The sequence below is a fragment of the Gemmatimonas sp. genome (assembly GCF_021298855.1).
Classification (GTDB): domain Bacteria; phylum Gemmatimonadota; class Gemmatimonadetes; order Gemmatimonadales; family Gemmatimonadaceae; genus Gemmatimonas.
The window spans coordinates 1-14,983 of record NZ_JAJTHI010000079.1 but is presented as its reverse complement, the minus strand read 5'-3'; the positions used below and the strand labels follow the sequence as shown (position 1 = coordinate 14,983).

The following is a 14,983-nucleotide window of genomic DNA, read 5'->3' as shown; positions in this document are numbered from 1 at the left end:
GAGCGACGACTGCTGCTGCCGGTTGTTGAGGTCGATCCCTTCGTCATCCTGCAGCACGCCGCCCACGCGATAGCTGACCGGCCCCGAGCCGCCATCGATGCCGAGCGCGTACCGCTGGAACTGGCCGGTGCGCCAGATGCTGTTGCCCAGCGTCCGCTCATTCTCCACGGCATTGAAGGAGAGGATCTGCCCCTGCGGCGAGCGCGCATAATTGGTGGGAATGCGTCCGGCCGGGTCCGCGAACTCGTTCGTCCCCTGATCCGCCGTGAAGTTGAGGCGGGCCTTCTCCCCGGCGCGGCCGGATTTGGTGATGATCTGAATGACGCCGTTGGAGGCCTCGGTGCCGTAGAGCGTGGCGGCGGCGGGGCCCTTGATGATCTCGATGGACTCGATGTCGGCCGGGTTGATGTCGTTGAGGCGGGAGACAACGTTGGCCCCCTGAATCGCCGGGCCCGAGGCCTGCGCGGCGTCCATGCGGATGCCGTCCACGTACACGAGTGGCGCGCCGGTGAGGGCGAGGCTGTTGCGGCCGCGGATATTGACCTTGGTCCCCGCGCCGGCCATGCCGGAGTTGGCCGTGAGGACCACATTCGAGGCGCGGCCGTTCATCAGCTGCGACACGTCGGTCACCGGCATCCGCTCCAGGGTGCCGCGGGCATCGATCTTGGTGATCGCGTTGCCCACCGCCCGCCGTTCCACGGTACCGGCCGTGCCGGTGACCACCACCTCGTCGAGGTTCACCGACAGCTCGCTGAGCACGAATGCGAGCGTGGCGCTCCCCGCGCCAATGGTCCGGGACTGCGCCTGATAGCCAATGGCGGTCACCCGCACGGTCCGATCGGTGCCGCCAACGCCGGTCAGGCGGAAGCGGCCACGGGGGTCCGTGAGCACCGTGGTGCTGGTGCCCACGACGAGGACCCGCGCCCCCTGCACGGGACGGCCGCGTGTATCGGCCACGGTACCGGTGATGGAATCGGCCTGCAGGCGCGGGACGACCGTGGGGGCAGTTCCCGGTGCGGCTGGCGAGTCGGCAAGGGCGGGGGCCGCGGTGGCCGCGAGGACGGCCAACCCGCCACCCCAGAGCAGGGCGGTGACGTGGGCGTTTGGGCTGGGACGGGGCATGGGCGGTGGGGACCGGTGGTAGGCGCGCGACCAGATGTTCTCATATATTGAGATCCAGTCTCAAATCATGCACCCTATCGTACCGCTGGGGCCGGACTTCGGCAAGCAAGCGCCGTCAGCACTGTCCAGCGGTTCCTCATCCCCCACCGCGCCGCGTAGTCCCCAGTTCGGCACGGAGCACCGGAACCGCCGGCGCTCCGGCTTCTCCCGCATCCGCCCACCACATGTCCGCTCCCACCTCCTTCCCGATCGGAGCCACGGTGACCATCGACCAGCTGGCCGATGATCCCTATCCGATCTTCCATCGCCTGCGGGCCACCGAGCCGGTGACTTGGGCGCCAGCCATTGGGCAGTGGCTGGTCACCAGTCGCGACCTCGTGATGGAGGTGCTGCGCGACACCATGCGCTTCCGCACGGACGATCCCCGGTCCCCCATCCGTGAAACCTTCGGGCCGCAAATGCTCTCTACCGAGGGCGCGCCGCAGCGGCGCTACAAATCGGCGTGCGCGCCCCCGTTCAACGCCAAGGCCGCGGACGCGCTCACGCCTCTCGTGAATGACGTGGTCGCGGCGCACGTCGGGGCACTCCCGGCCTCCGGCGCGGACCTGCGCTCCACCTACGCGGCGCCCGTGGCGGTCGCCACCGTCGCGCGCGTGCTGGGACTGGACCCGGCCGGGGACGGGCTCTTGCGCGAGTGGTACGACACGTTCGCCGACGCGCTGATCAACTATGCGGGGGACCCGGAGACGCGTACCCGTGCCGAGGCGGCCGTCCTCGCCTTTCGCGCCTCGCTGCAGCCGATCCTGCGCGCCCCCGACGTCGCGTCGAGTGCGCTGCTGCACACCCTCGCGCGGGCGCATCCGCGGTTGCTGGACGACGAGGAAATTGCCGCCAACGCGCTCATTGTGCTCTTCGGTGGCATCGAAACCACCGAGGCGTCGATCGCCAATACCCTCTGGGCCATCCTGTCGCACCCGTCGGCGCTGGGCGTCGGCCACCTCGACGCCGACGCCGTGGACCGGTGCGTGGAGGAAACGTTCCGCTGGGAACCGGCCGTGCAGACGTGCAGCCGCTATGCGCCGCAGGCGGTGATGCTGGGCGGCGTGCCAATTCCAGCGGGCGCGATCGTGCAGTGCATGCTGGGGGCGGCCAACCGTGACCCGGCCCACTATCGCGCTCCGGACAGCTGGAATCCGGCGCGTGCGGATCCCACGCCGCATCTGGCATTCGGATTCGGCCGGCACTTCTGCCTCGGGGCGGCCTTGGCTCGCGTGGAGGCGCGCACCGCGCTCCTCGCGCTCTTTCGCCGGCATCCGCACTGTCGCCTCGACCCCGAGCGTCCGAGCCGCCCCCACGGGCACGAATTCCGCAAGCCCCCTCGCCTGGACGTGCTGTGGGCGTGACGCGCGCCCGCGCGGCGTGCGCTCGCTCCCACCATTCCCCGCTGCTTCCCGGACCTCTAGCTTGCCTGCGCACCGTGTCCGTGCGCCGGCCTTCCATCCTCTGCCATGCTCGCCACCCTCAACACGGTGCTCGCGCTGTTCAGCGACCGCACCCCGGAACTCGCCGCGCTCGACATCGCCGAGCGACTGGGGCGGCCCCGCAGTTCGGTCTACCGGCTACTCCGCACGTTCGAGGAGGCCGGGTTTCTCGACTACGACGAACGTTCCAGTCGGTACCGGCTCGGGATCCGTCTGGCGGCGCTTGGGGCACTCGCCCAGCAGTCCTCACCCCTGCAACGTGCGCTGCATCCCGTCCTCATGCGGCTCGCCCGCGAGTCTGGCGAATGCGCCACGCTGGTCGTCCGCTCCGGCGCCATCGCGACCACGGTCGACATCGTCTACGCGCCGCAGCCGCTGGTGGTCCCGGGCGTGCTCGGGGGGCATCCGCCGCTGCATGCCTCCGCCGGCGGCAAGGTGCTGACGGCGTGGCTCGCTGATGGAGAACGGCGCGTGCTGCTTGGGGAGACGCTCACGCGCTACACCCCCGCCACCATCACCGACCTGCCAACGCTCATGGAGCAGCTCGACGACGTCCGGCGCACGGGGATCGCCATCGCCTGCGGGGAGTGGTACGCCGATGTGTACGGTATGGGCGCGCCGGTGTGGGATCACACCGGAGCCGCGGCGGCGGCCGTCACCATCGGCTTCCCCTCGGTGCGCGCCGGCGCCGCACGGCTGCGCCAGCTGCAGCCGCTCGTGGCCCGGGCCGCCGCCGAGGGAACGGCCGTCTTGGGCGGTACACCGCGAGTGGCCTGCGAGGCGGACGCGCCGGCACTCGCCACAACGTCACCGCACCGGCCCTCGACGTTGGATCGCCGCCGTCGCCTGCGCGAGTAAGGTCGATCGCCGGCTGCGAAACGCGCACGGCTGCGCACCGCCGACCACATCGGGCACAGGCGGTGTCGGAGTCAGCTGAGGCCCTGGGCCACCGTGGGGCCGCAGGCGCACACGCGTGAACCGCTGCCCGGGCGTGCTGTCTGCCGGAGCGTCCACTGCCAGCGGACGGCCTCCACGACCGGCGTATTCACCAATACCCTCGACGTGCACTTGGGCGGCTCCCTGCCGGCCGCTCGCGGTCCTCGGGCGGCTCGCCGCGGGTGGCCCCCGTGAGTGCGCCGGGCGACGACCACGCCACGCGGTACTCCGGCAGCTGGCGGCCATCGGCGGCGGCACGATCGGTCCGCTCCACCTCGCGTCCACCCACCCGCCGGTAGAAACCGCGGGCAGCAACGTTGTCGGCGAAGACCCACAGGTGGACACCAACGTCGGGGGTGTGTACCGCCGTCCAGCCGCCCACCGTGTGGCGCTCGGCTTCCAGGTCGCTGTCGAGATAGGCGTTCGTGAGAATGCCCCGGTAGGCACGCCGCCAACTGGCCGCGTGCAGTGCCGCGACGGTGCCGGCATCCGCCGTGTGCAGGGGGCGGATGCGCACCTCTGGTGCCTGCGCGGTCGGTGGGATGGGCGGTGTCTGCATCGCGGCCGTGCCTGCGGCTACCAGTCGGTGGGAGCGTAGTCCTTGAGGAACTGCCCCCACTGGTGACGGCCCGTCGCCACGCCGTCGATGATGGGGTCCACGATGCGGGCAGCGCCGTCCACGATGTCGAGCGGGGGATGAAAGCGGTGGTGCTCCACCTTGCGTTGCGCGAGCTCCGCCACGTCCTCGTCGGTGATCCATCCGGTGTCCACGCTGTTCATGTGGATGCCGTCCTGCTGGTAGTCTGCCGCCGACGTGCGCGTCATCATGTTGAGCGCCGCTTTCGCCATGTTCGTGTGCGGGTGCCGCGTCGTCTTGTTGTGGCGATAGAACTGTCCTTCCATGGCCGAGACGTTGACGATGTGCTTGTCGCGGTTGTCGGTACGCCGCATGAGCGGCTTGAGGCGCGCGTTGAGCAGGAACGGGGCCACCGCATTCACGAGTTGCACCTCGAGGAGTTCCACGCTCGGTACCTCGTCCAGCAGCAGGCGCCACGAATTGTGCGAACGCCGGTCGATCTGCTGCCGGTCCTGGTCGAGCTGTCCCACGGGAAAGCACTGCGGCGATGCGTCATGATCCTCGGGGAGCAGCGGCACCTGCGACAGCGCCGCCGCCTGCGTGAGGCCCAATGCCTCCATCGCCCCCGAGTCCGCGGGGCCGACCGCTCGCAGCGACGTCCCGTGAGAAGGCGAGGAGGCGCGCAGATCCTCGTACCGCTGCAGAACCCGTCGCGCTGCGGGCGGGAGCGTGTGCGCCGACGCCTGCTCGTGCTGCATCATGTGGGCGTAGAATGCCGGGGGGCGTCGTACCGTCTGGCACGCATTGTTCACGATGAAGTCGAGTCGGGCTTCCGAGTGCAGCAGCTGCGTGCAGAAGGTCTCCACGCTCGGCGTATGGCGCAGGTCGAGCCCGAAGATTTCAAGGCGGTCCCGCCAGACCTCGAAGTCCGGCTCCTGCGCGTAGCGCATGGCGGAATCCCGCGGGAATCGCGTGGTGACCAGCAGCCGTGCGCCGCACCGGAGCAGCTTGAGACCGGCCTGATAGCCGATCTTCACGCGGCCCCCGGTCAGCAGGGCGGTGCGCCCGCTCAGGTCCACCAGCTCCGTGCGCTTGTGATAGTTGAAATCGGCGCACGCGGTGCACATCTGGTCGTAGAAGTGATGGACCGTGACGAACTTCTGCTTGCAGATGTAGCAGTGCTGCGGCACCACGGTCTCCGGGGCCGACACCTGTGCGCCGGCGCGCGGCTCCACCGCCTCGTCCTCCGGCGCTCCCGGCGCGATCGAGGAGGTACCGGCGCCGGCATCACCCAGGAGATACACGTTGGGGGTCGTGAACACCGGGCGCCGCCGCAACACGCGGATGCCCGTATCCTGCAGGCGTTCGTCGTCACGCCGCGCCGCCGCCAGTTTCCGCGCGCGTGCCGTTGCCTTGACCATCGATCGTCGGGCGCGGGCATCGGGTTGGAAGACGGTGGCCACGGCCTCGTCGAAACGGCGTCGGTCATCCGGGGCGGCGAGCAGCAGCAGGCTGCGATCGGCCACCACGTCTTCCAGCAGCTGGGTGGCCTTTCGCAAATCTTCGAGGAACTGCCGGGCAACATCGGGAGCGTGGGGGGCGCGTGCCTGAGTCATGCGTCAAGCATAGTCAGGGCAGGGTCGGCGCGCGCTTGAGATGCTTCGCGTACCACGCGAGCAGCCGCTCGTGGAAATCGGTCCAGTCGTCGAGCGACGACAGCGGGGTGCCATGGCCACCCTTGCTGTAGGTCACCCACGTCACGGGCTTGTTGAGGCGGCGGAGCGCATAGTACATCTCGCGCGTGTTGAGCGCCGGTACGTTGGCGTCGAGTTCGCCCGTCATGAGCAGGAGGGGCGTGGTGATGCGATCCGCAAACATGACGGCCGAGTGGGCCACGTACTTCTGCGGCTGCTGCCAGAGGGTGGCGCCGAGGCGGTCCTGGCTCTTTTCCGCGGCGTGCACGTTGCGGACGCCCAGCCGGGGGGAGTCGGTGTAGAAGCTGATCATGTCCACCTTGCCGCTGATGTTCACGGCCGCCTTGAAGCGGGTGGTCTGCGTGATCAGCAGGTTGGTGGCGTAGCCGCCGTAGCTGGTGCCGTGCACGCCCAGCCGCGTGCTGTCGGCCACTCCCATGTCGATCAGCTTGTTGGCGGCGGCCGTTACCCCCTTGACCCATGCTTCGCCGGGGTAGCCAATGTCGAAGCGCACCGACGGCTTGACCACCACGTAGCCGTGCGCGTTGAGCAGATTGGCCACGGCATCCCACGTGTCGGCGAAGAAATCCTCGTAAATGATGAAGATGGTGGGATACGGACGTCCCTTGGCGAACCCCGCCGGATAGTGCACCACCCCGAATTCGGTACGGCCATCGGCGTCGAGGTAGCTGAGCAGTTCGGTGCGTCCCAGGGCGCGCGTGGCCAGGGTGGGATTGGCGTCGGTGAGGCGGGTGAGCGCGGTGTATGGCGCGTGCAGGGCCCACAGGTCGAACGGCCGATTGCCGTCACCTCCACTCACGATGGCCGTGCTGCCGTCGGCGGACATGGTGAACTGCGCGAGGTTGCGCGAGTCGGCCAGCAGGGTGTCCACCCGCAGGCTGGCCCGATCCACGCGCACGATGGCGCGTTGCCACGCCGTTTTCGATTGCAGGCTGAAAAGGAGCTGCTGGCCGTTGGCAACGGCACCAACGAACTGCGCCCGCGGCAGTGTGGGGAGGGAATCGACGGCGCGCAGCACCAGGCGGCGCGCGCCGGTGGCCGGGTCCAGCAACCAGAGTCCTTCCACGTTGCTGGCGAGCAGTGCCGGCGCGTCCCCTTCGATCCAGCTCACGGGGGTGAAGCGTTCGCGCTGCCGATGGGCACGAGCGTCGGCCGTGGTGTCCCCGCGGGCCGTCGTGTCGCCGGCGAGGCGCGTACGCGCGCTGTCACCCACTGTCCCGACCCAGAGCTGGTCGTCGCGCGTGTAGGCGTGCCGGCGGCCATCACGTGCCCACACCAGCCGGATGTTGCGGAGCGCCGGAAAGATCACGGTTTCCGCGCCGCCGACCACCTCGCGTGCCACGAGTCGCTGCTCGGTGCCGCCGATCACGTCGTAGTCGGTCTTGCGCGTGATGTCATCGGCGTACACGATCGTGCGCCCGTCGCGGGTGACGGCCCATTGCGGGCGCATCGCCTCGGCCAGCACGTCAGTGGCGGTGCCGGTCGTGCGGTCGATGGCCACGACCGATTCCATGCTGCCGAGGCGCTGCAGCCCGTTCCAGGCGAGGAACGGCTCCTCGCTCGACTGCACGATGCGCGGGCCCGTGGTGAGGCGCGCGAACTCCGCCTTGGCGGTGGCCCGCCACGCCGGGCTGCGCAGCGACAGGTACAGGCGGCGCCCGTCGCTGCTCCACTGGAGGCGACTGCGTTCGAAGGCATAGCGATTGGCCGGAAGCCGCAGCGCGGTTTGCCGGCGCGTCGCCCGGTCAATGAGGAGTACATCGAAACGGTCGTCGGCCGCCGGGTCGTTGGCGTGCACGAGTATCGCCAGGGTGCTGCCATCAGGCGTCCAGGCACTGCCGGCGGTGACCCGTGGGGTGGGGAAGAGCGGGGTGCGGTCGCCGGAGCGGGTATCCACGAGGAAGGTCTCGCGCCGCGTGGGGGCCACGTAGGTGGGATCACCGAAGCTGCGGTTGTAGTCGATCCCCAGGCTGGTGCGCGGCCGGGTCATGGTCACCACGAGCCAGCGGCCATCTTCGGAGAGCGCTCCGGCGGCGGTGTTGCGCACGTCGAGCAGGTCGGTGAGCGCGAGCGGGGCGGATTGGGCGGACGCCGCCGGCTGCGCCGGCACCAGCGTGGGGAACGGCAACGAGAGCGCCGCGGTGGTCGCCAGGACCAGGCCGCTGGGTACGCGACGGGGCGCAGAGGAAGTGGCAGGCATGCGGCGATGCTACGTCTTGCGCGGGTGCTGCGCAACGCGAGCATTATCGCGAGCATTTTCGCGAGCAGTATCATGGCGCGTGACGCGGGGCGAGGGGGCCTCCCTCCCGACGTCCGTGCCACCTCCCTTCAGACGAGCTCTGCCATGCTGCCCTTTCCGCACCCGTTTGGTCGTATGCTGCGGCGCGCGGTCAGTGGCGTCGCCGCCGGCGCGCTGCTGTTCCCCGCCATCGCTCGTGCGCAGTACCAGCAGCCTCCCGCGCCCATTGCGCAGATCCTCGACCAACCGGCCACCCCGGCCGTTCTGCTCAGTCCCGACAAGGCCCATCTGGTCGTGCTGTCATGGCCCGGACTCCCCCCCATCCGAACCGTGGCCGGGTTCGAGTATCGCCTGGCGGGGCGACGGTTCGATCCGAAGACCAGTGGCCCGTCACGCGGTACCGGCTACACCGGGATCGCCTTCCAGGCGGTTGCGGGAGGGGCCGCGCGTTCACTTGCCCAGGCCATGCCGAGTGGCACCACCATCGGTGACGTGATGTGGTCACCCGACGGGCGCCGCCTGGCCTTCACCGTGACGTCGGATTCCGCCATCACGCTGTGGACGGCCGACGTCGCCACGGCGAGTGCCACGCGCGTGACCAACCGACCCCTGAACGCCGTGCTCGGCCGCCCGTGTGCGTGGATCACGCCGCAGCGGCTGGCGTGCACGTTCATCCCCGACGGCCGTGGCGCGGAACCGCCGGCCCCGGGGACGCCCAATGGACCCATCGTGCAGGAAGCGCTCAGCGGGCGCGCCGAGCGCGCGGCAACCTATCAGGACCTGCTCAAGAGCCCGCACGACGAGGCGGTCTTCGAGCACTATGCCACGAGTCAGTTGGCCCTGGTGGCGCTCGACGGTGCGGTGACGCCGCTGGGAACACCCGCCATGCGCACCGGAATCGATCCGTCGCCGGATGGCCGCTTCCTCCTGGTGAGCACCATGGCACGCCCGTTCTCGTACACGGTCCCGCTGGAGTACTTCCCCACACGCACCGAGGTGTGGACGCTCGACGGCAGCGCGGTGAAGAGCGTGGCCGATCGGCCACTCATCGAGCGTGTGCCGTGGGGCGGCGGGGCGGCACTCACCGGGCCGCGCAGCATTGCGTGGCGCAGCGATGCCGACGCCACGCTCGCGTGGATCGAGGCGCTCGATGGTGGCGACCCCACCGTGAAGGCGGCGAAGCGTGACCGTGTGCTGCTCCTGCCCGCCCCGTTCACCGGGAACGCCACGACGCTCGTGGAAACGGAGTATCGCGCGGCAGGCATTACCTGGGACTCGCCCACGCGCGCGATTGCCCGCGAGCTCGATGCCCGCAGCCGGCGCACGCGCACATGGCTCATTGATCCCAGTGGCGCAGCGGCTCCGCGCATGCTGTGGGATCGCAGCGCCGAAGACCGGTATGGCGATCCGGGTGATTTCCTGACCACGCGCGATGCGCGCGGGCGGCTGCGCCTGCAGACGACGCCTGATGGCCGCCAGGCGTTCCTGAGCGGCGCTGGTGCGAGCCCCGAAGGCGATCGCCCTTTTCTCGATCGGTATGATCTGGCCACCGGGCGCGCCACCCGCCTGTTCCGCAGCGCGTCCCCGTACTTCGAGACGATCACCGGTGTGCTCGATGCCGCGGGAACACGGCTGGTGACCCGTCGTGAGTCGAAGACGGAACCGGCCAACTACTATGTGCGGGATGTCGCGCGCAAGATCGCGCCCAGAGCGCTCACGGCCTTCACCGATCCGGCGCCGCAGTTTGCCGGGGTGACCAGCCAGCGCATTACCTACACTCGCAAGGATGGGGTGAAGCTGTCGGCAACCGTGTATCTGCCCCCGGGCTACGACCAGACGAAGGACGGTCCCATTCCGTTCGTGCTGTGGGCGTATCCGTTGGAGTTCCGATCGGTCGACGCCGCGTCGCAGGTGACGGGTTCACCCTTCCGCTTCACGCGACCGTCGGGCAGCTCGCACCTGTTCCTGCTCACGCAGGGGTACGGGGTGATGGATGACCCCACCATGCCCATCGTGGCCATGAACGGCAAGGAGCCCAACGACAGCTACGTGGAGCAGCTCACGATGAGCGCGCAGGCCGCGGTCGATACCATCGTCGCCATGGGCGTGGCCGATCGCGATCGTATTGGCGTGGGTGGGCACTCGTATGGCGCCTTCATGACCGCCAACCTGCTGGCGCATACGCGGCTCTTCAAGGCCGGCATCGCGCGCAGCGGCGCCTACAACCGCACGCTCACGCCGTTCGGCTTTCAGGGGGAAGAGCGCTCGTACTGGGAAGCGCCGGATCTCTACGAACGCATGTCGCCGTTCACGCATGCCAACAAGATCAAGGACCCCATCCTGCTCATTCACGGCATGGCCGACAACAACACGGGAACGTTTCCCATTCAGAGCGAACGCATGTATCAGGCGCTCAAGGGCAATGGGGCGACGGTGCGGTACGTGCAGCTGCCGGGCGAATCGCACGGCTACCTTGCCCGTGAGAGCGTGGGGCACACCCTGGCCGAGATGACGGCGTGGCTCGACAAGTATCTGAAGAAGTCAAAGACGGCGATGTAACCGGCAGGACATGACGAACGACCGAGGCCCCGCGAACGCCGTTCGCGGGGCCTCGGTGTTCATGGGGCAGGCCGGGGTGTCCGGCGGCACTACGGCTCGGTTACTCGGGCCGGTAGAACGCCCACACCCGCTCCCCGAGCGCCGCGAACAGGGCCATGGTGTCGTGGCCCACGCCGGGCAGCAGCCGGTATTCGTGGGCGACGCCGAGTGCGCCGAGCAGGGCGCTGAAGGCCGCGCTGCCGGGCGCGGTGTTGTCGGCGTCGCCCACCACGATGCGCAGTCGTGGCCGTGCACCGGAGCCCCGGGCAAACGCCTCGGCCACGGTCAGCGGGCTGTGCTCGCGATAGTACGCCAGGTCATCGCCGTACACATCCCGCATGATGCGCGCGCGTTCGGCCGGGTTGGCCAACGCGCGCGGCCCGGCGAAGTCGAGGTCGAGGGGACCGGCGCCGAGCATGGACACGGCCCCGAAGCGCTCGGGATACCGCAGGCCAATGCGCGCGGCCCCGTGGCCCCCCATGCTGAACCCCTCGAGTATTCGGCCGTCCCGCGTGGCGACGGTGCGGAACCGTGTATCGAGCTCATTCACGAGGTCCTGCGCAACCACCGTCTCCATCGGGATGCGCCCATCCTTGGAGTTGGCCCACATGCTCGACGTCATGCCATTGGCGAACACGACGAGCAGCGGCGGGATACGTCCCGCGCGGATGGCCGCATCGAAGTGCGCCGCCAGGGGGGCAATGCCGCCAAGCCCCCCGCCGCTCCCGTGGAGCCAGTACACCACCGGAAAGCGTCGGGTTGGCTCGGCGTCGTACTGCGGCGGGCGGTACAGGTGATACGACACGGCCGTGCGCGCCGTCTGACTGGAGAATACCCGGTGCTCCACGCCGGGCGCACTCACCGCGGGGGTGACCCAGGACGTGTTCTCTGAGGACGGGTCGGGAACCTGCGTGACCGGTCCGGACAGCACCCCGGCGTCACAGCCGAGTGCGACCACTGCGGCGACGCCAAGGGCGGCGAAGCGGACGCGCAGGCGTCCCGGGGCGGACGGAGATCGTACCGGCGTGGGGGACATCGCTGGAGTCATGGGCATGGCGAGTGGCAGACGACGGCTGCTGCCGAACGTTAACACGGATGAGGCGTGCCTTGCGTGGCGTGTTGGTGCAGCTGGCGCGTTGTGCCAATCCCGTGGACTGCGACCCGCGGCGCATCCGGCGGCGGCTCATCGACACCCCCGGGCGCAACCAGCCCCCGTTCGGCGCCCAGGTCGCACGCTGATCGTCCGCGCATGCTCAACGGGCGGCAATGAACGGGGGCCACAGCCAGCACGGATTCGGCGGCGCTGGCCCGGCGGCCACGACAGCATAAGTCCGTGGTTGCCCTCGATCGGACCGCACAGCGGCGGCACGAACCACATGGGCAGCATGTTGCCGTTGCGGCCGCCGACGGGACGTCCGTATCGGGCAGGACGCCGCGGGTGAGCGCCGTGCAAGGAGGCGCCAGCTCTCATTGGCGCGTCGTCGCGGTCGCCACAAAATGTAGCGTTCACGCATCGGAATGTTGCGTGTACGCATCTGCGGCAGCGGATATTGCTCAGATGGAGTAGCCTCGGTAGCGCCGGCATTTACAGGGCGCCGCGTCGCGCCGGAACCTGTCAACCGCATTTCCTACATGGTTTTGCATTGCGATCGCGCCGGTCCGCCTGCTGCGGGAATGGCCGTGAGCCCGGGCGGTTCCGTACGTCGAAGCTGATGGCGCGTTTGTTGCGCGTTCTAATTGCGTGAACACGTTCTTGTCGGTACACAATACCGGTGGCCGGTGGCCCTCACAGGCAACCCTGACCGCATCCCTGGGTTCGGCTCGACCCCGCACGGACGGTTACGGAGGGCTCTGCAGCGCGAACGCGCGCCGGATTGGCCATTTGCCGGCATCGGTGCCGGCTATGCTGACGGTGTCATTCGGAGCGTCTCTCCGAAAGAGCGCCGTTGTTGTTCCCGGGACACCCGCACCGGCGAATGCCGGTTCCCCTCCGGATGACCGGGTCACTCGTTCTCAGTCAGGGAAGGAGCATTTTTCATGAAGAATCATGTTATGCGGTTGGCTGCCGCCCCCTTTGCCATCCTCGCGCTGGCCGCCTGTGCGTCCGAGACTCCGGTTGCTCCGGAGGCCGAGCTGTCGGGACCGGCGTTCAGCGTTTCAAATGATGTGGGATTCAACGCGATCACGAATACTGCCGGCTTCGGGACCGGTGACAAGGCCGTGATTGGTGTTGCCCCTAGCAGGCTGAACGCGATCCAGGTGCAGTATGCCAACGGCTCGCAGTGGTGCCGTTCGAACGGCCCCGGCGACGACCCGGGCGCGGGGAGCCTGCGCGCAATCTACGAGGACGCGAACGGCAATCCCGCGGCGCTCGCCTACATGGGCTCCGCGCTCAAGGTGTACAGCCGCATCGCGGGGGTCGGCAACTTCGTGTGCCAGAACCTGAACGCGAAGGTCGGGGGAGACAATATCAAGCTTGGTCAACTGGACCTTCCGACGGTGTTTCCGAACGCGTGGCCGTTTGTGTATGTCGTGCAGAACGAAGCGAACGGGCGCGTCGAGTTCCGGCGGGACGGTATTGACGGCCCCATCATCGGCCGCACGAATGGCGCGGGCGACAACGGCACGCTCATCGCCGGCTGGATCGGTTCCGACGGAAGGCCCTACGCCCTGATTGGCCGCGGCAACGCCACCAACGGCGAGTATCGCGTCATTACGCCGACGTTCGTGAACGTTGGCATCTTCGGAGTGAACACGGTCGGCCGCGTCGTGCACTGAGCGCGCCGCGCCGGCTCACGGCGCAGCACGGAGGGCCGCCCTGTCGGGGCGGCCCTCCCGTCGTTTCGGCGACCCGCGCGTGCGTGAACACCACGCCATCGGCTTCGGTCGCTCCCACTGGTCGTTCTGGTGGGCCGGATTGTACCAGTTGCGTGGACCGAGCATTCCCCCGCCGCAGTCTCCGCCACTGTGGCGATGACGAAGCACACCGCGGCATGGTCGCCACAGGGTACGGCGGCAACGCGAACGCCCCGTCCGGTTGGCCAGCCCCCAGGATGAACTCCTGCTATGGCGAACGTGCGCTGCGGGCTTCACGAATGCGGATGGCACGAGGCCGGCTCGGCTCTTGCCGTCGTGTGACATGAGACCTGCTGTTTTTCGGATCACTGAGGAATCCACCCCATCCCAGCCGACCATGCGCCTGCGACTCCCGCTCCTCTTTGCTTCCCTACTCATCGCGTCCAGTGCGCTCGAGGCACAGGGCGGTTTCTTCACGTCCGGTACGCCTGATCAGGGCGGTGGTTTCCGAATCCGGCGGCAAGGCACAGACAGAGAGGTGCTCTATGGCACCCGGACCAGCCTGCAAGATTGCCGGCCGGGGAACGGCTGCCAGGCATCGGCCGATGCCGCCGGGTTCCACGGTGCCGGCTACCAGACGTTCACCATCGCCTACAGCGCCAGCAGCGGTGGGTCCATAGCCCTCAGCTGGAGCCCGTTCGGTTCCACCACCTACGCCCTTACCAACACCGGCAACACGTTCAGCGCCGTCATGTTCAACGTGCGGGGGTTCGGCACCAGCGAGTTCGTCGGGCTGCGCAACGTCCTGTTCAACGGGCTCGCAATCCCTGCGCTCGGCGATTTCACCTCCACAGGCACCGACAGCTACTTCGCCTTCTCCGGGGTCAATGCCATGAGCGACTTCACGATCACCGGTCAACTGGCGTTCGGCACGGCGGGGGGGAGCAACCCCGAAGATCAGCGGTTCGGGTTATTCTACGGCAACTGCAACAACTCGCAGGGCACGGCCTGCGTGCCGCTCCCCACGGCCGCGGTCCCCGAGCCGGCCTCCGCGGCGCTGCTGGCCGCCGGCCTTGCCGGCCTGCTGGCCGTCGGTCGCCGTCGCCGCGAGACGGCATGAACCGGTAATCGGCGCGGTCCGCGCCTGAGTACTCCGCGCTGATGAACAACTCGGCGCCCCCACCCGATATGGTGGGGGCGCCGACGCGTTTCCGGGCTTGGCGCCGAGCGCGAGATGTGCACGTGCCCGGCGGCCAGAACACGGCGGACTCCACGGTCGCGCACCGCAGGTAGGGTCACGGCACCCGCTGCGTGTCGTCCGCACAGTCTGGCAGATCGTCGTGGTCGCGGAACCCTCCCCACGCGCTGTCCGGTTCATCCGCTCCCCGGAGATCCCATGCAAATCAGCCGCTGTGTCCCGGTATCACAAATGATGAATGTCGGCGTTGCCCTGCTTGGTGTGGCCCTCGTCAGTGCCGCCTGCGGCTCCTCCGGTGGTCCAGTGGCGCCCACGCCTCCG

The 14,983-nt window shown here is 68.8% G+C and carries 11 protein-coding genes; 6 read left to right on the top strand and 5 right to left on the bottom strand.

The window, feature by feature from the left end; all coding sequences use genetic code 11:
* The coding region (locus LW840_RS16840; RefSeq protein ID WP_291277432.1) for a TonB-dependent receptor plug domain-containing protein at positions 1-1,122 on the bottom strand (1,122 nt) is incomplete at its 3' end.
* 224 nt (positions 1,123-1,346) lie between these two features.
* On the opposite strand from LW840_RS16840, the gene LW840_RS16835 reads away from it, so the two are divergent.
* A complete protein-coding gene (locus tag LW840_RS16835) occupies positions 1,347-2,525 on the top strand; it encodes a cytochrome P450 (RefSeq protein ID WP_291261551.1) in 1,179 nt (392 codons plus the stop codon).
* A 105-nt stretch (positions 2,526-2,630) separates the two neighbouring features.
* Positions 2,631-3,461 carry an IclR family transcriptional regulator gene (locus LW840_RS16830; RefSeq protein WP_291268559.1) on the top strand — a complete coding sequence of 277 codons (831 nt, stop codon included), beginning with the start codon at positions 2,631-2,633 and terminating at the stop codon, positions 3,459-3,461.
* A 187-nt stretch (positions 3,462-3,648) separates the two neighbouring features.
* Here LW840_RS16830 and LW840_RS16825 read toward each other — a convergent pair whose 3' ends face one another.
* From LW840_RS16825 to LW840_RS16815, 3 genes are read right to left on the bottom strand one after another with little or no spacing between them, the layout of a single operon-like run.
* Positions 3,649-4,056, bottom strand: coding sequence for a hypothetical protein (locus tag LW840_RS16825; RefSeq protein ID WP_291277431.1), 408 nt, complete (start codon positions 4,054-4,056; stop codon positions 3,649-3,651).
* 59 nt (positions 4,057-4,115) lie between these two features.
* Entirely contained in the window at positions 4,116-5,732 is a 1,617-nt protein-coding gene (locus tag LW840_RS16820; RefSeq protein ID WP_291277430.1) for an SDR family oxidoreductase, read from the bottom strand.
* 13 nt (positions 5,733-5,745) lie between these two features.
* Complete coding sequence (locus tag LW840_RS16815; RefSeq protein ID WP_291273253.1) at positions 5,746-8,031, bottom strand: prolyl oligopeptidase family serine peptidase; 2,286 nt, start codon at positions 8,029-8,031, stop codon at positions 5,746-5,748.
* A 144-nt stretch (positions 8,032-8,175) separates the two neighbouring features.
* Here LW840_RS16815 and LW840_RS16810 point away from each other — a divergent pair, with 144 nt between their 5' ends.
* On the top strand, positions 8,176-10,629 hold the full coding sequence (locus LW840_RS16810; RefSeq protein WP_291277429.1) for a prolyl oligopeptidase family serine peptidase: 2,454 nt from the start codon (positions 8,176-8,178) through the stop codon (positions 10,627-10,629).
* 100 nt (positions 10,630-10,729) lie between these two features.
* Here the strand turns inward: LW840_RS16810 and LW840_RS16805 are convergent, their stop codons facing one another.
* The gene (locus tag LW840_RS16805) at positions 10,730-11,722 is read right to left on the bottom strand and encodes an alpha/beta hydrolase-fold protein (RefSeq protein WP_291277428.1); all 993 of its coding nucleotides are present in this window, start codon (positions 11,720-11,722) and stop codon (positions 10,730-10,732) included.
* A 41-nt stretch (positions 11,723-11,763) separates the two neighbouring features.
* Between LW840_RS16805 and LW840_RS16800 the strand changes: the two genes are divergently transcribed.
* From LW840_RS16800 to LW840_RS16790, 3 genes are all read left to right on the top strand, one after another.
* Positions 11,764-11,907, top strand: coding sequence for a hypothetical protein (locus LW840_RS16800; RefSeq protein ID WP_291268553.1), 144 nt, complete (start codon positions 11,764-11,766; stop codon positions 11,905-11,907).
* Between the two features lie 798 nt (positions 11,908-12,705).
* Complete coding sequence (locus tag LW840_RS16795; protein ID WP_291277427.1) at positions 12,706-13,446, top strand: hypothetical protein; 741 nt, start codon at positions 12,706-12,708, stop codon at positions 13,444-13,446.
* Positions 13,447-14,002: 556 nt separating this feature from the next.
* Positions 14,003-14,584, top strand: coding sequence for a PEP-CTERM sorting domain-containing protein (locus tag LW840_RS16790; RefSeq protein WP_291269602.1), 582 nt, complete (start codon positions 14,003-14,005; stop codon positions 14,582-14,584).
* The last annotated feature ends 399 nt before the right edge of the window (positions 14,585-14,983 follow it).